The sequence below is a fragment of the Salibacter halophilus genome (assembly GCF_008806325.1).
GTDB classification, from domain to species: domain Bacteria; phylum Bacteroidota; class Bacteroidia; order Flavobacteriales_G; family Salibacteraceae; genus Salibacter; species Salibacter halophilus.
This window is the reverse complement of record NZ_WACR01000005.1, coordinates 255,731-277,301: the sequence shown is the minus strand read 5'-3', so window position 1 is coordinate 277,301 and position 21,571 is coordinate 255,731. Positions and strand designations below refer to the sequence as shown.

Sequence of the window (21,571 nt, the reverse complement as noted above, 5' to 3'; positions counted from 1 at the left end):
TTACTCAGGCGGTTGAGTTTTAAACGGCACCTTGAGTGACCACTTGTATCGGATTGACAGGGTTCTGACCAAAACGATGAGCAATACACTGAAAATGGCATTGACTTCATGACTCATTTCAGTAATGAAATTCAATAAAATATACAGGACACCGCCAGATATACTGGCAAATGCGTAAATCTCTTCGCGCAATAAAAGCGGTTTCTCGCTACTCAGGATATCGCGAATAACACCACCAAAACAAGCTGTAATAACCCCAAGTAAAAGCCCAATTACCGGGCTCAAGCCAAATTCCAGCCCTTTTTCAATTCCTAAAATTGTAAAAAGTCCCAAACCAATTGCGTCAAAGAAGAAAACCCACCATCTCAGTTTGTCCATAAACCGGTAAAACAAATACGTGAGGATAACCGTGACCGTGATTGTTGAGATCAATGTAAAGTCACTCAGCCATTCAACAGGCAGGTTCCCGATGAAAATATCTCTAATCGTTCCACCCCCAATGGCTGTCACAAAACCGAGTACAAAAAGGCCAAACAAATCGTACTGTTTGCGAATAGCACGAGTTGTACCGGATGAGGCAAAGGCGATTGTCCCCAAAATTTCGATGATATTAAACCATGTCAATTCCACACTGCAATATTCGAGGAAAAAAAATTGTGCAACAAACCTTGTCGGGATCAGTTACATTTGAAATGAATATTTAAATATCAAAAAATGAAAGTTCCATATACGCTCGTAGCTGTTGCTGTAGATAAAAAATTGGGTTTTAGAGGCAATATTTCAGCAGTTGTATCACTGTCAGAACCACTCGAAGAGCAAACTTTACAACGTATTGCGAATGATTTGAATCAGCCGGCAACAACATTTCTATGGGAAGAAAAAGAGAAAATGAGAGTGAGATGGTTTGCTCCGGATGCTGAAATAGGACTTTGTGGTCATGGTTCGCTCGCAGCTTTTTCTGTTCTGAACCAGGAGCAGGAACTCAGCTCGTCAATTGATACTATTAAAGGGAAGCCTTTATCAGATAATAGAGTTGAGATAGAGTTGTCAGCTATTCCAGTAGAGAAAAAGCTGGAAGTTCCTTCGGTTCTGACTGAAGGACTTGGAGTAGAAGTGCTTGAATACTATGAAACAAAAAACAAGAATATTGTTGTCGTTAAAAATGAAAATGTTCTTCGCAAAATGAAGCCAAATTTTCAAAAACTGAGGGAAAGTGAAACTTTTGGCTATACTGTTACCACCAAAGGAGATGAAGTTGACTTTGTAAGCAGAACTCTTGTTCCCCATGTTCAACAACTCGAAGATCACGCTACTGGAAGCTCTCATGCAGTGTTAGCACCATTTTGGAGTAAACGGCTGAACAAAGAATTATTGAATTCATGGCAGTTGAGTCCAAGAGGAGGCGCATTTGAATTGTCAATACCTGGAGATAAACTCAGGTTGACATGCACGAATAGCATATTGGGAAAAGGAGAGATCGAAGTGTAGATTCTAATACCCAAAAAACAACAATTAACGAGTGTAAATAATACACGTATTATTGTTTAGTGTTTGGTATTCAGCCAAGTAGTAACTGGTACAATTTTCTCGATATATAGTTTAAAATTGTACAGTTATGAAAAGATTAATGATCATTTTAACAGCGTTTTGTTTTATTTCTAATATTCAAACTACTCAAGCACAAGAAGTCTCTGGAGGTATCAAAGGCGGTTTAAATATGAGTAATCTATACATCGATAATGTTGACGATGAAAATATGAGAATTGGTTATCATGCAGGTTTTTATGGTCAAATCCATATTGACGATAAGTTTCTCATTCAGCCTGAGTTGCTTTTTTCTACAAAAGGTGCTCATGCCTATTACAATGGAATCTTTAACCAGGATGTGAGATTCAATTTGAATTACATCGACCTGCCTGTTCTCGCATCAGTAGAACTGGGAGAGTTTTTGGTTTTGCAAGCTGGTGGATATGCCTCTTATTTGATATCAGCCAATACAGACTACAGCAATAGTATAGTAAGTGGATTTCAGGAATTAGATAGAGATAATTTTCATTCTGTTGATTATGGATTAGTTGCAGGAGTTGCAGCTAATTTTGAACCCATTCAAATAGGAGTAAGATACAGTAGAGGCCTAAGTGAAATTGCACAAAGTAATGTTGCAGAGATTCAGCTAGGTGACTCAAAAAACTCAGTTGCTCAACTCTACATTGCTTTTGGTATAACCTGAGTTCGATTATTATTTATAGATTCAAATATTCAAAGAAGCCACTAGACAAGGCTTTTTTGTGAAAATTTAGCGGGCTAAATTGAGCAAAAGAAACGCAGTATTAGTGACTTCTTTGGAAACACCACATATAAACAGCCATTTTCTTCCTAAAAAACTCGTCAATATAGCCCGCTATACTTTCCTTGCTTTTAGTCGAAACTCACTATTTATATGTGGTTTGAATCCTAAACTATAAAGCGAACTCAGGTGTATAGGAAATGAAGAGGATTAAAAGTTTATTACAAACTAAAAAAGCCGATCAAAACACTTTGATCGGCTTTTTAGTTTGAACTCTATTACAACTTCTTACATCTTAGTGATTTTGAAGTTTGTTAGTTCTTCATTGTCAAGTTTTACGTTGATAATATACATTCCACTTTCAACCTTGTTGAGGTTAACAGGAATAATCTGATGACCTGCATTAGCACCAACTTGTTGTTGATCTAATAACTGACCAGAAAGACTGTAAACTTCAACAGTCATTTCTCCGCCCTTCTTAAGGTTTACATCAAGATTTACGTTATCACGAGTTGGATTTGGGTAGATAGAAATATCTCCTTCAACTCTATCACTGATACCAGTGTTTGCATCAATGAAAATTAGATCAGCATTTACACATCCATCAGCGCTTTCAACCTGTACAGAGAATTCACCGGGAACATCTTCCCAGGTAATAGTCTTAGTTGTATCTGTACTACCATCAAACCATAGATAGTTTCCTGCGTCACCTGCATCAAGCGTTATAGTGTATCCAGGAGCTAACATTGTATCATTTCCAAGATCAACTTCAGGACTAGCATTCTCAACAACTGTAATTGTATCAGAATTCACACAGTTTTGAGTACTGGTCACTTCAACCCAGTAAGTTCCATTAGAATTTACCAGTAGAGTTTGATCGTCAGATCCATCATTCCACCAGAAGTCAGCCGTTGGATTGTCAGCATCTAAAGTGATATTGAAATCTTCAGAATCACAATAAGATGTATCATTTCCGAGGTTTACAACTGGTAATGGATCCTCAATGATATCCATTGTATCAGCATTAGTACAACCATTAATGTCAGTAACCTCAACCCAATACGTACCAGCTGTAGTAGCTGTGAATGTTTGGTTTGTTGAGTTATCCTGCCATAGATAGCCTGTAGCTAATGGATTTCCTGCGTTAAGTGTGTATGCAATAGTTTGATCTGCGCAATAGTCAGAATCTGCAGGTAGGACAACATTTGGTATTTGATGTTCTACAACATATACACCATCTGTTGCTGAACAGTTATTACTATCTGTAACAGTTACAGAATAGATTCCAGCAGTGTCTAAGGTGTAAAATTGAGAAGTAGAACTATCTGACCAAAGATAACTAGCAGTTGGGTTTTGAGCGTTTAACGTAAGGTTGATACTTTCATCTGCACAGTAGCTTGTGTCAGGACCTAAATCAAGGTTGATAAATGGATATTCAACAACATTAACTGTATCATCAACAATACAACCGTTATTTAACGTCTTTTCAAGCCAAAAAGTACCAGCAGTATCAATTGTATCAATTTGTGCTGAAGAACCTGTTGACCAGTTAAAGCTTGAACCTGGACCAGCATCAATTTCCCATGAAATTCCATCGTTAGCACAATATGTAGTATCGTTACCTAAATCTAAGCTAAATGTAGAACAAGGAACACAAGCATTCACTTCAATTAAATCAAGTGACATATCAGCTTCATACGTCCCAACACTAGTGTATGTGAATTGTAGATAGATCGTTTGTCCAATGTATGAACTTAAGTCAATACCTACACTTTGCCATGGAGCAAAACTGCTGTTTTGCAATTGGCCAGACCATGAGAATTCATTTGTGTATGGGCCACCTGGAGATGTAGCTACACTTACATCAAGAGTTCCCATATCACTACCGTAAGCATGCATCCAAAATGAAAGTTCAGCATCGTTCACTGCATTGGTTAAATCAATAGCAGGTGCAAAAATTGAGTTAACAGTACCGCTTCCACCAGAGCCTTCAAAATGAATGTAGCTGCTACCACTGTAAGCTCCTGAAGGACCTGTATTAGATGATGATGTACTTCCTGTATTGTATTGCCATTGACCTGTGGATGAGCCAATATCACCTGTCCATTGTCCCTGAGAGTTCATTTCATCAGAAAACATTACTGTAGCATTACCTGTAGTACAGGAAATTCCCTGAGCAGGTTGAATATCAGTTTGGAAGAAATGAGGTCCGTCCCACAATGAAGTATCGTTAGGACCACATATTTCACGAACGTAAAAATCATAACCCGTAGCAGGGTTTAATTGTGAAATAGTAGTATTAGTTCCTGTAACGGGATCTCCAGAACCGGGCAAAGGATTACCAGAAGGAACAGCAACAACCTCATAGTTATTAGCTCCACCTGTCCAAGAAAAGTCAGCTGAAGAAAAGGAAATATTAGTGATGCTAATATTGTCTGGCGCTGGACAAGTTGGAGTTTCTCTAATCTCAATATCATCTAATAAGATATCATTATAAAAGGTAAATCCTGATGCGTTTCCTATTACTGTAAATCTTACCTGAACATTACCAGAGATAGTAAATGTTGATAAATCAACTGTTACTTCATGCCATGCAGGTCCTAAATCTGATTGATTAGTATACACATTAGACCAACTTGTACCGTCATGAAATTCAACCTCAAGCGTGTTGTAGCCTGTAGAGTTCGTGTTATGACTAAATACATAAAAACGTAGTTGAGGAACATTTAATGTAGACACATCAATCATCGGTGATGTCAAAGTACTAATATCATTAGCGCCACTGTTAGACGATCCGTCCATCCATGCATAATTTCCTCCATTGCCAGTGTGATCACCTGCACTTCCTGAAGCATAACCGGAGTTTGTTGAATAATCCCATGATGTAGAACCACTTTCACTCCAGCATGTTGGGGTTGAGCTTCCGTCAAATGATTCAATTACCGGTGCAGTTTGTGTACATTGGGAAATTAAATCATTACCAATGAACATAGAGGCAGACAGAAAAGTACTATATAGAATACCTTTCTTCACCTTTTTGAAGAAGTTGTAACTTGTTCTCATACACAATTAAATTTTAGAATTTTTGCTAATCTATGAAAGATTTTATTGAATATTATAATTCTGTTTTACACTAGTTAGACGGAATATCTTTTTGTTTAGTTGCAACATAGAAATATTAAAATTGTTTTAAATAAAAAAGGAGCCATGATTCCATGGCTCCTTTTAAAAGAATAATATATCACTCAATTACATCTTTGTGATGTTAAAGTTTGCAATTCTTTCGTTATTTAACTTTAAGTTAATAATATACATTCCACTTTCAACTCTTGAAAGATCAACAGGTACAACTTGATGACCTGCAGTAGCACCAACTTGTTGTTGTTGTAATAATTGACCTGATAAGCTATAAACTTCGATCGTCATTTCACCACTTTCTTTGAGGTTCATGTCGATATTAGCATTATCTCTTGTTGGATTTGGATAAACCTTGATATCACCATTTACAACTTCTTCAATTCCTGTATTAGCATCTATGTAGATGAAGTCTGCATTAATACAACCATCATCACTGATTACCTGTACAGAAAACTCACCTGGAATATCTCCCCATGAAACTGTTCTGGTAGTATCAGTACTGCCATCATTCCAAAGATAATTTCCAGCATTACCGGCATGTAAGGTAATTGTGTAACCTGGTGAAAGAACAGTGTCATTACCAAGGTCAACTTCCGGACTCTGGTTTTCGATAACAACAAGTGTATCAGAATTCACACAGTTTTGAGTACTGGTCACTTCAACCCAATAGGTTCCATTAGAATTTACCAGTAGTGTTTGATCGTCAGATCCATCATTCCACCAGAAGTCTGCCGTTGGATTGTCAGCATCTAAAGTGATATTGAAATCTTCAGAATCACAATAAGATGTATCATTTCCGAGGTTTACAACTGGTAATGGATCCTCAATAATCTCCATTGTGTCAGCATTAGTACAACCATTCATGTCAGTAACCTCAACCCAATACGTACCAGCTGTAGTAGCTGTAAATGTTTGGTTTGTTGAATTATCCTGCCATAGGTAGCCTGTAGCTAATGGATTTCCTGCGTTAAGTGTGTAAGCAATTGTTTGATCTGCACAATAGTCAGAATCAGCAGGTAATACAACATTCGGAATTTGGTGTTCAACAACATAAACACCATCAGAAGTAGAACAACCATTTGTATCTGTAACTGTAACAGTATAGATACCGGCTGTATCTACAGTGTAGAATTGGGATGTTGTACTATCAGTCCATAAAAATGATGCAGTTGGGTTTTGTGCATTTAATGAAAGGTTAATGCTTTCATCAGCACAATAGCTTGTATCTGGACCAAGATCTAAATTGATAAATGGGGTTGTGAACAACTCAATAGTATCAGAAACAGGGCAACCTGCAACATCTTTTGTTACTGAATAAGATCCAGCAGTATCAACAGTTATAGATTGTGTTGTTTCATTTGTACTCCACATATAACTATCAGCTGCACCGGCATCAAGCGGTAAAGAGATACCCTGATTAGCACAGTAAGTAGTATCATTACCTAAATCAACTGAAAGATAAGAGCAGTCAAAGCAAGCGTTCACACGTACCTGATCAATAGCGATATCACTTGTAAATGACGAACCTGATGTGTAAGAGAATCTCACATAAATATCCTGCCCAACATAAGAGCTCAAATCAACACCAATGTGTTGCCACGGATCTGTTTCATCAGTTTGAAATTGACCACTCCATGTAAATTCTGTCGTGTAAGGACCAGATTGAGAAGTAGCAATATCTACATCTAGAGTTCCAATTTGAGCACCATAAGCGTGCATCCAAAAAGTCAATTCTGCGTCACCACCAAAATTACTCAACTCAATGAGAGGCGAAGTTAAGTCAGTAGTTGAATTGTAGAAACCTGATGTTTCAACGTAGGCATAACTAAAGCCGCTTTGAGCTCCACTTGGACCTGTATTACTTGAACCGGTAGTACCACTGTTTGTATTCCATTCTGCAGGTGAGTTAGTCCAGTTTGTCAAAGAGTTAAACTCTTCTTCAAAAAGCAGTGAATCATAACCTACAGTACAATTAGTTCCTTGTGGAAACTGAATTGCTGTTTGGAAGAAGTGCGGACCTGACCATGCAGAATTCCCGGCTGGACCTCCACATACTTCTAGCACATAAAAATCATAGCTTGAAGCAGCTGACAATCCAGTAGAAATTGTTACTGATGAAGATGTAACTGCTGTACCAGAAGTTGGTGCAGGGCTACCTGCCGGAACAACAGCATATTCAAAATTACTTCCGTTACCTGTCCAAGAAACTGTTGCAGATGTTGAAGTTATGTTTGAAAATGTAATGTTAGATGGAGCCGGACATTGAGGACAGGAAGCATTAGAAGAATATGCTATACCTGTACTTGGTCCTGATGGAGAAGCGTAAAGCGTTCCGCCACTAGCGTCAAACAGTGAAAATGATACTTCACTATTAAATGATCCACCACCTAAATAGTCAAGAGTAATAGGAAGCCCAGTAGATACAGTTATATTAATTGAAGTGAATGAACCTGAACCAAGAGTGTAAGTTTGACTATTACTACCGGTAGTCACTTCAATATCGTTTCCATTCCATCCATCTCCAAAAGAATCGTATAATTCTAAAGTGTATGTACATGTCGGACATCCAGAAACGTTTTGTGAATAAGCAATTCCTGTGCTTGGTCCACTTGGAGAGGTATATAAAGTTGTTCCTGCATCGTCAAGTAATGCAAATGATACTTCACTATTAAAGCTTCCACCACCTAAGTAGTCCAATGAAAATGGCATTCCATTGTAAACAGGGACCATGATTGTATCAAAACTACCTGATCCCAATGTTACTGTTTGATTATTTGAGCCCCAGTTGATTTCTAAATCGTTACCGTTCCATCCGTCACCGAATGAATCATAGAGCTCCACTGTATAATAGCATTGGCTAAAACCTACAGCAGACAAGAACAGAAGAGCTGAAAGAACAGTTCCTTTTAACAAGGAAGATATTCCCAGCCTTTCTCGATTAAAGTAATTTTTTCTTCTCATAAACATTATTTTAGGATTTGTTAACGCTGCAAATTATTAAAATAAAACTATACACCAAAATAAAATTTTACGAAAAGAATATATTCAGAATTAAAACAGATAATTGTTGAATTTAAAAAAATAAAAAAGAGTTGTATCTAAGTGTCTGAGAAATAAAAATCTATAAGGCTATTGTTGTTTTTAATGCCACTATTTGAAATATAATTTGGCGTAATTCGTTGTGGGGAATATTTATATGTTTTTTTGGCTACAATTATTCTAACCCAAATTTTATTCCAGCAAAATAAGTACGAGGTCTGGAAGGCCCATATACATATCCTGCATCACGATTAGGACCTTTATCAAAATCATTTTGATAGGAGTTTAATATGTTTTGCACTCCGGCAAAGAATATAAGGTGTGTGTTTTCTTTATCACTAAAATGAAGATCATAGGAGAGTTTTAGGTTTATTTCTGTGAAATCAGGTGTTTTTTCCAGTATGGTGTACTCGTTTGACGGGTTGATAATATGCGGGGTAAGCATCGAACCAGTGTACACACCGCTAACTGATCCAGTGAAAGATTGGGTGATGTTGTAACTGGCTGATAGGAAGCCGTACACGCTTGGTGTTCTCAGGATCTGACCAGTTGTTACTGCTTCTTGTGTTTGATCACTTGATGTTGGGTCCCAAATAACTTCCTGACTTTTATATGTTGCTTCCTGAATAGTTGCACCAGTTTGGATTGAGAATTTATCGGCTAATGCAACATTGGCTTCTATGTTTGAGCCATAAACGTAGGCTCCATTCCCGTTTCTTTTTGTGACAATTGCTACTCCGTTTGGCAATTCTCTTTGGTTAGTGGTTATAAATTGGTTTTTTAGATCAGTTACAAAACCTTCTAAAACAAAATTTGCCTGGAGGTTATCTTTAAAAATGGTGTAATTCAAACTCGCTGTATAACTGTTTGATTTTTCTGTTGCGAGGTTAGGGGAGATTCTAGTGAATCGGGCTGCGCCTCCTACTGTTTCAATGTGGAGGTCTTCATCAAATGCTTGTGGAGCTCTGTATCCCTGCGCATAGCTCAAACGAAGTTTAAAGTTTTCGAGAAAGTCATATTTTACGGATAACCTAGGAACCAGGACATTGAGGTTTTCGGTATTGTCAAGAAGGTATCCATTGAAATTGTAATCTCCATTTATATTGATAATATCGTATCTGGCACCGGCAAGGATTGCGAGTTTTGATATTGGGTTGTACTGGATCTGACCGTAATTACCAATTGTTCCAACTGTTTGATTAATTTCGCGGTTGTAGCCAGGCATATTATCTTCTACATTGTTGTATTGATATTCAGATCCGGCTATAATCATCCATTGATCATTTGGATCGAATGTGTACTGGGCGCCTCCAACGGCTGCAATATCGTTGCTGTTCCCGTATGCATTTATTGCCAGGAGATCACTTTCAGTTAGCGTGTCATTATTACCGATTACTCTGCCTCCAGCTCCATAATAGCTATCTCTGTTGGTTAGCTGACCACTTCCATAAATTGATATTTTGTGCTCGTAGCTCTTTGAAAATCGTTCATAAGATAAACCGCCTCCAATGATATTGTGATCGAGTTTTTCAGCTACATCTGCCTGATGTGGCATTAAGTCAAAGTCATTTCCTCCTCTTCTGTATTCTCTAATACTGAATAGGTTAGCTTTTATTCGTGTTTCAGAGGTTGGTTTGTAATAAGCGTCAAATCCAAATGTTGTGTTTTCAATCTCGGTTATTTCAGAGAAACCATCTCCATTTGCGTCCCAGTGATCTCTACTGCGATCCATTGCGTAAAGACTTATGCCTTTTTTATAGTCTTCACTGACTATGGTGCCGTTAGCGTGAAATGTTCTATCGGCAGATTCACCATTGATTAAACCGTAATTTGTACCAACTTCAAAGGTGTTTTCATAAGGGTCTTTTGTTATGATGTTGACTGTTCCGGCAATTGCATTTCCACCATAAAGAGCACTTCCGCCTCCGCGAACAACTTCAATTTTTTCAACCATGTTTGAGGGAATCATATCGAGTCCGTATACTCCGGTCAGAGCCGAAAAAATGGGGCGTCCATTTATCAGTATTTGGGAGTATGCGCCATCCAGTCCGTTCATTCGTAGTTGGGTAAAGCCACAGTTTTGACAATTGTTTTCAAGTCGTAATCCCGGAGAAAAACTGAGTCCTTCAGAGATACTTAGCGATTGGGTGTTTTCGAGGACTTTGGAGTCGATTTGGTTGACGATTACTGGTGCTTCATAAACTGGGACTTCTGATCGTGTAGCGGTTACCGATACTTCATTGAGTCCTAAAAGATCTCTTTGGAGTTGAAAGTTTACTTCAATAGGAGAGTTGTTGATTTGAATTTCTTTTTCAACCTTTTTATATCCCATGAAACTAGCCGCGAGAGTCCATTTTCCTTTCTCGAGTTTCAGATTGAAATTTCCGTTTTCATCGGCTGTTGTTCCCTTGTTAGTTTTTACTACCTGAATGGAAGATAAGGGTAGCGGTTCGCCCTTTGTATTGCTAATTTGTCCATTGATCGTGATCTGACCGAAACAGTTAAATTGACTTGTCAATAGTAATACTGCAACAATTATATAAGATCTCATTACTTACCAAATTCTAATTCTACGCAAAGGTAAAATTAAAATTAGATAGAGCTAAAAATAAAAATAAATAAGACTAAATACGCTTTTTTAGCCAAAAAAAGCCGGTCGATTTGACCGGCTTAAAATGGTTTTGAGAAGAAAATTACTCTACTAACCACATTGAATTATTGATATTGTCCCCGCCCGGAGGTACAGCAGCCTCAAAGTTTTCACCGTTCAGGCTTTGTTCACTACCTGGGTAGAGGAAACGATTAGGTAATTCATCATTGTTGACATTACCAGCTGGAGGTGAGAGGAATGAAAACTCATCCCAGTTTCCATTTTCTTCAAATAAAAACCTGCGAACAAGGAAATAAGGTTCGTGGCCTGCGAAGAAAGTTGAGAACCACAATTGCTCGCGTATTTTATCAAGTCGATCTTCTGGTAAGGTCAACAAACCTAGATCAATACCTGATGTTGTGTAAAAATCTGAAAAATCAGAATAATTAGAATCAGCATCGAAGTCAACATTGTAAAAGTCAAATGTACTTTCTATACCGGCTCTGTAGTGCGTTTCTTCAGTTGCAGCACTTATGAGCCCTTTGTTAGCAGCCTCAGCGAGTAGGAGTTCCTGCTCTGCGTGGGTCATGATTACACCTTTTGCGTTTTGAGGAGACTCCTGGTAAAAGTATCTGTCACTTAGATTGCTGCCAGAAATGCTACCCACTTCAGCATCACTGCCATTAGGCTTACCACCTGCAACAGGATTTGCGGCTACTGCTGATAGCCTTGGATCGTTGTATTGATTGAATACTGTGTCTAACTGGCTTCCTAAATTTACAGCATCAATATCACCTTGTTTCATGTTGTAAAGTGGATATTGATTGGGAGATGAAGATAAGTAAGAAAGAGCAGCATTTTCTCCAATCGTAAAAAGTGGTCCGTCAGCTACTATATTTTGTAGTCTTGATGCCGCATCATTGAGTTGGTTTGAAGCTGTCATGATCAATCTTACTCGAAGTGCATTAGAAAGCTTCTTCCACATCGTCATGTTTCCTTCAAACAGAATATCGCCATTTACAGTTTGGCTTTCATCAATAATAGTACCGGCATATTCAAGTCTGGAAAGCAAACCATTTGCACCGGTATAAATTTCGCTTTGAGATTCATAACCGGGAAAAAAGTTTCCGTTTTCACCATCGATAGCTTCAGTATAAGGAATGTTACCATAAGCATTGGTGAGTGTAGCGTAAATATAGCTCTGCATTATGATGGCTATAGCTTCCTGATTTGCATTTCCTTCTTCCTTGGCTAATTGCTCAAGTCGTTCTGCATTCCTGAGTGTGTTGTAGAGTCCTTCCCAGGTATTTGGCCAAGACCCCCAGTTGTAAATATCAACTTCTACACGAAGGGTTTTAGCTGTCAATTGAGCTGCATTGTTACCTACCAGATAAGCACCATCAGTGTGAACATTGACAGCGTCACGAATAACAGCCGGGAGAACTACTTGCGGCTCAACTTCTTCAGGTTGATTTGGGTTTTCGTTAACCTCTGTGAGTGATCGCTCGCAACTGGTGAAGGCTAATGCTCCACCAATTAAAGCGAAAGATATATATTTCGATAAATTCATAATTTTCTCGTTTTAAGATTCTTAAAAGTTTGCACTTACTCTAAATCCGTAACTTCTTACAGATGGCAATGAAGTACTTTCAAAACCCTGGATAATTCTACCGTTCCTGATTGAATAAGTTTCAGGATCAATGCTTGGAACTTTTGACCAAAGTAACAGGTTACGACCGTATACACCTACAGTTAAACCGTTTACCCAATCAGCTTTAAGTTGCTCAGGCTTAAAAGTGTAGCTCAAGCTAACCTGACGAAGTTTAAAGTATGTAGCATCATATGTTGCGGCTTCAATGTTATCTCTTCTAAAGCCGTTACCGTAATAAGCGTAAAAGTAGTCACGAGTAGAAACTCTCTCAGTATTTTGAACATACTCACCGTTGTCGTTAAGTGTTACGCCATCACCTATAAAGCTTCCGCTATCGATTTGATTCCAAACAGGGTAGCCGTATTGATCATATTCTAAGTCGTACTCTTCACGACCTTCAAGTGGATCAAGACCGTTTGGATCATCTTCATTTGTGATAGAACCACCTGTGTTTAACATTGCGTGAGTCCTGGAATAAATTTTTCCTCCAATTCTACCGTCAACTAAAACATTCAAATTCCATTGCTTGTACTTGAAGTTTTGGTTGATTGAAAGGAGGAGATCTGGTTGGAAAGTACCGTTAGAAACTTTTTCAGTAGTCAGAACCGGAAGTCCGTCTTCGTGAATGATTTCACCATCGTGGCGTTTAAATCCAAGTCCTACCATTTGTCCTAATAGTTCACCAGGTCTCGCTTCAAATGAGAGGCCAAGGCCGTTATCAGCCGGGTACATGTTTGGTACAATTTGATAATTGTCAATACCATCAGCCAATTCAACAACAGTGGCTCTGTTGCGAGATGTATTCACATCAATACCCCATGTGAAATCCTTTGTTCTAACAGGTTCACCATGAAGAACGATTTCAAATCCTTTGTTTTCGATTTCACCGGCATTGGTGAGTCTTGAAGTATAACCAGAAGACGTGGCAACCGGTACATTCAGGATCTGATCAGTAGAATTCATTTGATAAACTGTCGCGTCTAAGCCTAAGCGGCCTTCAAAAAGTCTAATGTCAACACCAGCTTCATATGAAGTAGTACGCTCAGGTTTTAAATTTGGGTTATTGAGGTTAGGATTAACCGTAGCAATTGCGCTGCTTCCCCATGGAGAACCGTACTGGTAAGTGTTGCGAAGGTTGTATGGATCAGTATCACCACCAACCTGTGCGTATGCTGCTCTCAGTTTAAGGAAGCTGATTTCTTTTGGCAATGTTAAGGCTTCGTTGAGAACACCACTCAAGGACACTGAAGGATAGAAGAATGAATTGTTTTCTTCCGGTAGAGTACTCGACCAATCGTTACGTCCTGTAATATCTAAGAAAAGGAAATTTTGGTAACTCAAGTTCGCAACTCCAAATACTGAGTTGATTTGTTTGTCGTAAACAAATTGATCAGCAATAACATTTCCTCTTGCGTTAGACAGGTTGTAAATTCCAGGAATCAACAATTGAGGAGCTCTCGTTCTGTTGATACGTGTTTGCTGTTGCATGATATTACCACCCAATTTAACACCAAAGTTGAAAGCTCTGTCGTAGTCTAGATCATCGTAAGATAGTAACAGTTCATTGTTGGTCTCAGTAAATGTGAGAATATCTTCTCTGTAGCTACCGTTCAGAACCTGCTTAGTTGAGAACGCTCTTCTGAATTGGCGTCTTTCATTGTTGATGTCAGCTCCTGACCGAAAACGGATATTAAGCTTGTCTGTGATGTCGAAAGACATTCTCGCATTTCCGTAAACTCTGTGGTTTTGAAAACTGTTTGTGTTTTCTTCTACTACTAACCAGGGATTATTTGACCACAGTTCTTCAAAGTTTTCTTGTTGGCGATCTTCCTGTCCGGGTTTCCAGTAATCTGTCAATTCATCAGTGTGAACTGTTCTGGGGAACCATAGCCAGTTGTACATTACAGATGAAGATTCATCATATCCAGCGTTTGGAACGTTATCTGAGTTACTGTTTGCGTAAGAAACATCAACACCAACATGGAATCTGTCATCAAACATGTGTTGATCACCACCAACATCAATGTAGTGACGTTGCAACCCTGTATTTGGAAGGATACCTCTATTTTCTTTGTTGGTATATCCAAATCTGAAATTTCCTTTTTCCTGATTATTGCTAATACTAAATGAGCTAACCTGGTCAACACCTAATCTGTAGAAGTCGCGAATGTTGTCCTCTTCAGCTTCAAATGGCTGTAGAGTACCTCTTTCATCTGGGTCCTGGTTGTATTGTTTGATCATTTGGCCATTTGTTCTGGGGCCCCAGTTTTCACCAAATGCATCGTAAAAGTCATAAGATTGTGTGTTCCCTGTATTACCTTGTTCTACAGTTGCACTTGTATAATTAGCGCCATCTAAGTAGCTGTATTTACCATATCCGCCAAACCCATATTCGTTTTGGTAATTTGGCAGCTTAAGTACAGAGCTAAAAGTTGTATTACTGGTAACATTCACATTCCAGCCTTCTTGCTCAGAGCCGTCTTTTGTAGTTATGAGAATAACTCCGTTTGAGGCGCGTGTTCCGTATAGTGCTGCTGCTGCAGGACCTTTAAGTACTGACATACTTTCGATATTATCAGGATTGATAACTTGAGCAGCATTACCAAAGTCAATTGTTGATGATCCATTAAGACCATCTCCAGAACTGAACATGCCATTTGTAATAGGAACACCATTTACTACGAATAGTGCCTGATTATTTCCTGTCAATGATGTTTGTCCTCGAATAACAACATTTGCTGAAGCTGTTGGTCCGTTTGCACTTCCCACAATATTAACCCCAGCTGAGCGTCCTGCTAACTGATTGACGACATTATCTGTTTTAACTTCACTAATGTCTTTTCCGTCAACTTTTTGCACTGAGTAACCAAGTGACTTCTCTTCTCTTTTAACACCAAGAGCTGTAACAACAACTTCATCGAGTTCTACACTTGATGACATTGTTACATTGATTTCAGTTCTTCCTTTAAGTTGAACAGTTTTAGTTTTGAAACCAACAAATGAAAACTTCAGGGCTTTTGCTTCATCTGATACTTCTAGTTCAAAAGTACCATCCATCCCTGTTGTAGTTCCGTTTGTTGTTCCTTTTTCAACAACATTTGCGCTGAATACAGGATTCCCCTTATCATCAACGACTTTCCCTGTAATTGTTTTTTGTGCAAATGCAGCACCTGTTATCAATGCAAAAAGCACTGTGAACGAGAAGGCCATAGAAGCTTTTCGCCAACAGTGGCTCATTGATACACTCCGTAGCTTTTGTCTCATAAGTATTTCTTTAAGGATTTTTAACAGAAGCAAATTAAATAGTTTCTATACAAACTAAAAAGGCCTGCGAATTGGTTTTTATTAAAAATTCAGATGAATTGAATCGAGTATTGAAAGAAATAACTCTGAAAAACAGCTTTTTTATTTAAAAAATGATGGTAGATTCTATTTTTTAGAAATAAAGTTTCTAATGAAACTAATAAGCTTGTGTGTAAAAAATCCCCTTTGGTTATGTGGTTGATTTGCCCATTATTTTGTTTTTGAGTTGTTTATCATTTAGGAATGATTTTTTCTTGATTAAGGAAAATAATAATCATGGATAGGAAGACGGATAATATGAGTAATTCAACGACAAAACAGATTTCTCTTTATCTCGACCCTGAGTCAAACAAAGGAAAACAAACTTTAGCTTATGCTCAGTCTGAAGGGCTGAATATTAAAGCAATAGACTTTACCAAAACTACATTAACACCTACTCAAATAAATAGGGTGTTGGAAGGTAGTGGTTACGAAATGAGAGACCTCATTGACTTGTCAAAATTGAGTGAGGTGAAATTTCCTCTTGAGGAAGCGTCTCCACAGGATTGGGTGAAGTTTTTAAAAGCGAATCCCTGCTCTTTGAGGTTCCCAATTGCTTTTAAAGATGATAAAGTTGTAATTGTTAAGACTCCAATGCATCTAGTTGATTTGTAAATTATTGTTGGTATGATTCGTTTACTTTTAATTGAGGATGAAAACGATTCAGCACAGTTGATTTTATCGTTTTTCAAGAGAAAAGGTCTCGATGTGCAAAGAGCTTCTAAACTTGAAGAAGCCAGAGAACTGTTAGAAATCTTTTCCCCAGACTTTGTTTTGTTAGATTTAAATCTGCCTGACGGCTCGGGCTTTGAATTCATTCCTTATTTAAAAGATAGGTTTCCTGATTGTGAGGTTGTTATCAATAGCGCTTATGATACCGATGAAGAGAAAAATAAAGCTAAATCTTTAGGTGTTGCTTCATTCATTTCAAAGCCCCTCAATTTTTCCAGACTTTCAGATGCGTTAGGTGTGTAGTTTTTTTTCTACACTTTGTACATTTGGACCATGGAAAAGATATTGATTGCTGATGACGATCCAGATATTGGATTGTTATTAAAGAGGTTTTTAGAACGTAACGATTTTAATGTATCTGTATCTGAGACTGGGTTAGAAGCTCTTAAAGCAGTCACTGCAGACAAACCAGATCTCGTTTTACTCGATTTTCGATTACCTGATTTTGACGGTGAAGAGGTACTTAAAAAGATAAAGGAAAAGCATCAGGATGTTCAGGTGATTATCATAACCGGTTATGGAGATGTTAAAACAGCTATCAAAACAATTAAAAGAGGAGCCTTTGATTATGTGACAAAACCTATTCAACCTGAAGAGATTTTGATGCGTATCAAAGAAGCTCTCAAAAACAAATCTTCTAATAATAACGATGTTACTTCAGCTCAAAAGGTCAAGTCTGCGAGTAAAACGAATACCCAAAAAGAACCCAAAAAGCAGGCTAAATCTGGATCTGACCGAAAAACGATTTATGTAGTGGGTGACAGCCCGCAAGCTCAGCAAGTTACAAAGCATATAGATTTGGTTGCGCCTACTGATATGTCGGTAATTATTACCGGTGAAACGGGATCGGGAAAGGAGTACGCTGCAAGGAGAATTCATTTTAAAAGCAATCGATCTAATAATCCATTCGTTGCTGTTGACTGCGGTGCACTTCCTGAGAACCTATCGGGGAGTTCGCTTTTTGGTCACGAAAAGGGGGCTTTCACGGGAGCTTTACAAAAAAAGTTAGGATCATTTGAACGTGCTCATACAGGAACTCTTTTTCTTGATGAGGTTGGAAATCTTTCTTATGATAATCAGGTTAAGTTACTGAGGGTTTTAGAAGAGCGCAAAGTAACACGTTTAGGATCTGAAAAACCGGTTGATGTAGATGTTAGGGTGTTGGTTGCCACAAATGAGGATTTATCAAAATCAGTTGAAAAAGGGGAGTTTAGAGAAGATTTATACCACAGATTGAATGAGTTTAAAATTGAAATTCCTCCATTGCGTAAACGTCAGGAGGATTTAGAATCATTTCTCAATCTGTTCATTGAAAAGGCGAATAATGATCTTGAAAAGTCGATAAAAGGAGTAAGTGCAAAAGCACTGGATCAACTAAAAAAGTACCCCTGGCACGGAAATTTACGCGAGCTCAAAAATACAGTGAAGCGTGCTGTGCTATTAGAAAATGAAGATAGAATTACACTCAATTCATTACCTGATGAAATGTGGAACCAGGAATGGGAAAACGATAATGAAGACCAATCTCCTGTAACTTTAAAGGAGGCGGTTGCCGTTGCTGAAAGAAAAGCTATCGTAAGAGCTATTAAAAGAGTGAACGGAAATAAATCAGAGGCTGCCAAGATCCTTGGAGTAGATCGCAAAACACTCTACAACAAAATGAGTCAGCTCGATTTAACACTATAATGAGTATGAAAGATAAGGATAGAGACGTTTTTTTTGAAGCATATAAACACCTGCCAATTCCTGTTCTGGTTCACAGAGATCAAAAAATTGAAGTTGTCAACCAATCTTTTGCTGATGTCTTTGGCTATGGAGTTGATGAACTGCAAAACCTGTCAATTAAAAACTTAATAAAATCGAATAGAGGTTCTGTTAGTTATGGTCAGAACCAAAAGCTAATTACCATAAAGCCAAAATCAGGTAGGCAAGTATGGTGTACAATGCGTGAGAGCAAACTCGATAACTCTACAATATCTGTTATCACTCCCACAACAAGAGAAGAAGTAAACCTCGAAACTGTAAAGGAAAAAGAGAAACAATTGCGTTCACTTGCTGAGCATATTCCCAAAACATTCTTTGTGCTTTTTCAAAACACGATGGATATTGCTGTTTCTCAGGGTCCCGGATTAAAAGCGTTTGATTGCTCAAGGACTAAGTTAGAAGGTAAACAGTTGAGCGAAATATTACCACCGAATAAACTTTCAGAGATAGAAGGTTACCTCAAGCGAACATGGGAGGGAGAGGAAGTCAAGCTTTACAAAAAAATCAAAAACGTCCAGTTTAAGATCGAGTTCATACCAGTTCTCGATGACAATGGAAGAGTGTTATCCTCATTGATGATTTCACAGGACGTTACAAGTGAACTTGAAGCAGACAAAGAAAATTTAAGAGATGAAAAGATGTTACTTACTTCAAGGATATCAAGAAGTATTGCACATGAAGTGAGGAATCCGCTCACCAATATTGATTTGGCTCTCGATCATTTAAAGGAGAATGAAAAATCAATTTCTGAAGAGGCAGATTTGTATTTCGATATCATCAGTAGAAACTCAAAAAGAATCAACAACCTCATCAACGAAATTCTTCAATCTACCAAGCCAACTTCTATTCAGTTGAAGGAAGTCGTTACGAATGATCTCATCAAAGCTGTTGAGGAATCTACTAAGGATCGGTTTGAATTGACGAATGTCAAATTTCACAAGCGTAATTCATTACGCGATAAAACTGTTTGTATTGACTACCACAAAATGGTTATGGCTCTCACCAATATAGTGATCAACGCTACAGAAGCAGTTCCAACAAATAGTGGTGAAGTTTGGTTGAGCATTTGGGAAAATGAAGGGAATGCTGTAGTGAGTATCCGTGATAACGGGAAAGGAATGAATGAGGAAGAACTCGAACGAATATACGATCCGTTTCAAACAGGTAAGCGTGGCGGAATGGGCCTGGGACTTACCAGTTCCCTGAACATAATAAAAGCCCACGACTCCAGGATTCACGTTAAAAGTAAACCTGGAGAAGGGACTACATTTTATTGTTACCTCAAATTAGATTCGTGTTAACGAAACATCTTAGCAACTGCCGGAACAATCTTTAAGGCTTTGGATAGGAAAGGGACGAATGAGGAATTTTTTAACTCTGGTTTTGCTTCCAGCAAATTCGATATTAATCCCCTTATCAATTTAAATCCATCAAATCGATTAGAAGATATTCCGTATTTCTGTTCTACTCTTGCATACACTAAATCTCGTCTCAGTTTAAGTTGCTGTTCTTTGAGCTTTAGTAATTGCTCTTTTTCGTGAATCATAATTTCTAAATCATGATAATCACGAATTTGCGATAATTGAGCATTTATTTTTTCTTCTTGATGATCCATCTCAATAACAATCTTCTAAAAGGTTTAATAACTAATGCTTCGTTGAAGATTACTCCAATAATGGTCAGAACCAGAATAATACCGGTTACAATAAAAAAACCAATAGAGTAATTATCAAACACTGAGCCCAAATAAAAGGCTAACCCAAAGCCTGAAAAAATTAGAATTCCCAAACAAACTAAAGCTAAAAAGAAGGCCGCCATTAAGCGAGCCCCCGTATTAGATGCGAGATCGATAGTCTTCAATTGAAGAAGATCATATCGAAGCTTCGCATATTCAGTAGCTTCAGATTTCAAGGAATTCAAATCCTCTTTAATATCTTCCATCATTGATTATGATTTTACTTCAGCTTCTTTTTTTGCTGTTTCGTTAGCAGAATTGGTAGCATTTTTGGCCATCTCTGCAGTTTTATCTTTTAGTGAATCAAGCTCCTTTACCAAATCATCAACTTTATGACTGATTTGATCACGAGTTTCTTTACCACTTTGAGGAGCTAGTAAAATACCTGCTGTAAATCCTACTGCTAATCCTGCAATTCCTGAAATTAAAATATCTGTTGATCTACTCATAATGTTTAAATCTTTTAATGGTTAAAAATACAAATTCAATTTATACTAAGGAAGTTTCATGCCATACCTATATATATGACATACATATGGGGATGACAAAATAAGTGTTTCTTTTTTCACACGATAATTCTAGAAGGTGTGTAATAAATACCACGGTATTTTGAGATTGTTACTTTGTTAATTTAACTTGATATGCCTTTAAGTGTCTGTAAATGATGTTAATGTATTGTTTTTATTGAATTTGTGGAATAGTTCTTTCACTTAATGGGGCGAATTTAAAAGAGAATGATTTATGAGTACGAAGAGTAAAACAGTAGAATTAGAAGAGATGAATGTTGATAGTCCAAGTCCAATGACTTTGAAAGTAAATACTGGAATGTCTAAAGAACATAGAAGTGAAATTGCTAACGCAATGGGTAAAGTATTAGCCGATACATACTGCTTAATGTTAATGACCCAAAATTATCACTGGAATGTTCAGGGTTCTTTATTCAGAGATATACATTTAATGACTGAAGAACATTATGAAGACATTTTTGATGCAGTTGATGAAATTGCAGAAAGAATTAGAGCATTAGGATTTAAGTCGCCAGGTACAATGTCAGAATTTAATGACATGACATCTGTAAATATTCCAAACAGTAACCTAAGTCAGATGGAGATGGTGGCAGATTTATTAGAAGCTCATGAAACGGTAACACGTTCATTGAGAAAAGCATTAGAACCGGCTGATAACGCCAGCGATGAAGCAACAATTGATCTTATTACTGAAAGACTTGATTTCCACGAAAAAACTTCATGGATGTTGAGAAGTATGCTTGAAAAGTAATTAATAGAATTTTAA

At 37.7% G+C, this 21,571-nt stretch carries 16 protein-coding genes; 7 read left to right on the top strand and 9 right to left on the bottom strand.

Annotated features, from left to right (window positions below; translation table 11 throughout):
* Window positions 1-630: a trimeric intracellular cation channel family protein gene (locus F3059_RS07495; protein WP_151167799.1), complete on the bottom strand. Its 630-nt coding sequence runs from the start codon at window positions 628-630 to the stop codon at window positions 1-3.
* Between the two features lie 84 nt (window positions 631-714).
* On the opposite strand from F3059_RS07495, the gene F3059_RS07490 reads away from it, so the two are divergent.
* Both F3059_RS07490 and F3059_RS07485 read left to right on the top strand, forming a co-directional pair.
* Window positions 715-1,488 carry a PhzF family phenazine biosynthesis protein gene (locus F3059_RS07490; protein WP_151167797.1) on the top strand — a complete coding sequence of 258 codons (774 nt, stop codon included), beginning with the start codon at window positions 715-717 and terminating at the stop codon, window positions 1,486-1,488.
* Window positions 1,489-1,615: 127 nt separating this feature from the next.
* The gene (locus tag F3059_RS07485; protein ID WP_151167795.1) at window positions 1,616-2,230 is read left to right on the top strand and encodes a porin family protein; all 615 of its coding nucleotides are present in this window, start codon (window positions 1,616-1,618) and stop codon (window positions 2,228-2,230) included.
* Window positions 2,231-2,575: 345 nt separating this feature from the next.
* On the opposite strand, the gene F3059_RS07480 is transcribed toward F3059_RS07485, so the two are convergent.
* From F3059_RS07480 to F3059_RS07460, 5 genes are all read right to left on the bottom strand, one after another.
* Complete coding sequence (locus tag F3059_RS07480; RefSeq protein WP_151167794.1) at window positions 2,576-5,350, bottom strand: T9SS type A sorting domain-containing protein; 2,775 nt, start codon at window positions 5,348-5,350, stop codon at window positions 2,576-2,578.
* Between the two features lie 186 nt (window positions 5,351-5,536).
* A complete protein-coding gene (locus F3059_RS07475) occupies window positions 5,537-8,386 on the bottom strand; it encodes a T9SS-dependent choice-of-anchor J family protein (protein ID WP_170265116.1) in 2,850 nt (949 codons plus the stop codon).
* A gap of 253 nt (window positions 8,387-8,639) precedes the next feature.
* A complete protein-coding gene (locus F3059_RS07470; RefSeq protein WP_151167789.1) occupies window positions 8,640-11,015 on the bottom strand; it encodes a TonB-dependent receptor in 2,376 nt (791 codons plus the stop codon).
* Window positions 11,016-11,157: 142 nt separating this feature from the next.
* Entirely contained in the window at window positions 11,158-12,624 is a 1,467-nt protein-coding gene (locus tag F3059_RS07465; RefSeq protein ID WP_151167787.1) for a SusD/RagB family nutrient-binding outer membrane lipoprotein, read from the bottom strand.
* 21 nt (window positions 12,625-12,645) lie between these two features.
* Window positions 12,646-15,969, bottom strand: a complete 3,324-nt coding sequence (locus F3059_RS07460; protein ID WP_151167785.1) for a SusC/RagA family TonB-linked outer membrane protein — start codon at window positions 15,967-15,969, stop codon at window positions 12,646-12,648.
* A gap of 315 nt (window positions 15,970-16,284) precedes the next feature.
* On the opposite strand from F3059_RS07460, the gene F3059_RS07455 reads away from it, so the two are divergent.
* Genes F3059_RS07455 through F3059_RS07440 form a run of 4 tightly spaced genes read left to right on the top strand, consistent with a single transcriptional unit; the run spans window position 16,285 to window position 19,844 of the window.
* On the top strand, window positions 16,285-16,662 hold the full coding sequence (locus F3059_RS07455; protein ID WP_151167783.1) for an arsenate reductase family protein: 378 nt from the start codon (window positions 16,285-16,287) through the stop codon (window positions 16,660-16,662).
* A gap of 12 nt (window positions 16,663-16,674) precedes the next feature.
* Window positions 16,675-17,022 carry a response regulator gene (locus tag F3059_RS07450; RefSeq protein ID WP_151167781.1) on the top strand — a complete coding sequence of 116 codons (348 nt, stop codon included), beginning with the start codon at window positions 16,675-16,677 and terminating at the stop codon, window positions 17,020-17,022.
* 30 nt (window positions 17,023-17,052) lie between these two features.
* Window positions 17,053-18,465, top strand: a complete 1,413-nt coding sequence (locus tag F3059_RS07445) for a sigma-54-dependent transcriptional regulator (protein ID WP_151167779.1) — start codon at window positions 17,053-17,055, stop codon at window positions 18,463-18,465.
* A gap of 5 nt (window positions 18,466-18,470) precedes the next feature.
* Window positions 18,471-19,844, top strand: coding sequence for an ATP-binding protein (locus F3059_RS07440; RefSeq protein ID WP_170265114.1), 1,374 nt, complete (start codon window positions 18,471-18,473; stop codon window positions 19,842-19,844).
* On the opposite strand, the gene F3059_RS07435 is transcribed toward F3059_RS07440, so the two are convergent.
* Genes F3059_RS07435 through F3059_RS07425 form a run of 3 tightly spaced genes read right to left on the bottom strand, consistent with a single transcriptional unit; the run spans window position 19,841 to window position 20,727 of the window.
* Window positions 19,841-20,158: a hypothetical protein gene (locus F3059_RS07435; RefSeq protein ID WP_151167775.1), complete on the bottom strand. Its 318-nt coding sequence runs from the start codon at window positions 20,156-20,158 to the stop codon at window positions 19,841-19,843. The genes F3059_RS07440 and F3059_RS07435 overlap by 4 nt on opposite strands.
* Window positions 20,134-20,487: a hypothetical protein gene (locus tag F3059_RS07430; protein ID WP_151167773.1), complete on the bottom strand. Its 354-nt coding sequence runs from the start codon at window positions 20,485-20,487 to the stop codon at window positions 20,134-20,136. Before F3059_RS07430 ends, F3059_RS07435 begins: the two co-directional genes overlap by 25 nt.
* A 3-nt stretch (window positions 20,488-20,490) precedes the next feature.
* Complete coding sequence (locus F3059_RS07425) at window positions 20,491-20,727, bottom strand: YtxH domain-containing protein (protein WP_151167771.1); 237 nt, start codon at window positions 20,725-20,727, stop codon at window positions 20,491-20,493.
* A gap of 292 nt (window positions 20,728-21,019) precedes the next feature.
* On the opposite strand from F3059_RS07425, the gene F3059_RS07420 reads away from it, so the two are divergent.
* Window positions 21,020-21,556, top strand: a complete 537-nt coding sequence (locus F3059_RS07420; protein ID WP_223274567.1) for a Dps family protein — start codon at window positions 21,020-21,022, stop codon at window positions 21,554-21,556.
* Window positions 21,557-21,571: the final 15 nt, after the last annotated feature.

Bases quoted from the DNA above. Each gene is read 5' to 3' on its own strand.
- F3059_RS07435 (WP_151167775.1), bottom strand. From the start codon at position 20,158: ATGGATCATCAAGAAGAAAAAATAAATGCTCAATTATCGCAAATTCGT.
- F3059_RS07490 (WP_151167797.1), top strand. From the start codon at position 715: ATGAAAGTTCCATATACGCTCGTAGCTGTTGCTGTAGATAAAAAATTG.
- F3059_RS07425 (WP_151167771.1), bottom strand. From the start codon at position 20,727: ATGAGTAGATCAACAGATATTTTAATTTCAGGAATTGCAGGATTAGCA.
- F3059_RS07455 (WP_151167783.1), top strand. From the start codon at position 16,285: ATGGATAGGAAGACGGATAATATGAGTAATTCAACGACAAAACAGATT.
- F3059_RS07480 (WP_151167794.1), bottom strand. From the start codon at position 5,350: ATGAGAACAAGTTACAACTTCTTCAAAAAGGTGAAGAAAGGTATTCTA.
- F3059_RS07470 (WP_151167789.1), bottom strand. From the start codon at position 11,015: ATGAGATCTTATATAATTGTTGCAGTATTACTATTGACAAGTCAATTT.
- F3059_RS07465 (WP_151167787.1), bottom strand. From the start codon at position 12,624: ATGAATTTATCGAAATATATATCTTTCGCTTTAATTGGTGGAGCATTA.
- F3059_RS07440 (WP_170265114.1), top strand. From the start codon at position 18,471: ATGAAAGATAAGGATAGAGACGTTTTTTTTGAAGCATATAAACACCTG.
- F3059_RS07485 (WP_151167795.1), top strand. From the start codon at position 1,616: ATGAAAAGATTAATGATCATTTTAACAGCGTTTTGTTTTATTTCTAAT.
- F3059_RS07460 (WP_151167785.1), bottom strand. From the start codon at position 15,969: ATGAGACAAAAGCTACGGAGTGTATCAATGAGCCACTGTTGGCGAAAA.
- F3059_RS07420 (WP_223274567.1), top strand. From the start codon at position 21,020: ATGAGTACGAAGAGTAAAACAGTAGAATTAGAAGAGATGAATGTTGAT.
- F3059_RS07475 (WP_170265116.1), bottom strand. From the start codon at position 8,386: ATGAGAAGAAAAAATTACTTTAATCGAGAAAGGCTGGGAATATCTTCC.
- F3059_RS07450 (WP_151167781.1), top strand. From the start codon at position 16,675: ATGATTCGTTTACTTTTAATTGAGGATGAAAACGATTCAGCACAGTTG.
- F3059_RS07430 (WP_151167773.1), bottom strand. From the start codon at position 20,487: ATGATGGAAGATATTAAAGAGGATTTGAATTCCTTGAAATCTGAAGCT.
- F3059_RS07445 (WP_151167779.1), top strand. From the start codon at position 17,053: ATGGAAAAGATATTGATTGCTGATGACGATCCAGATATTGGATTGTTA.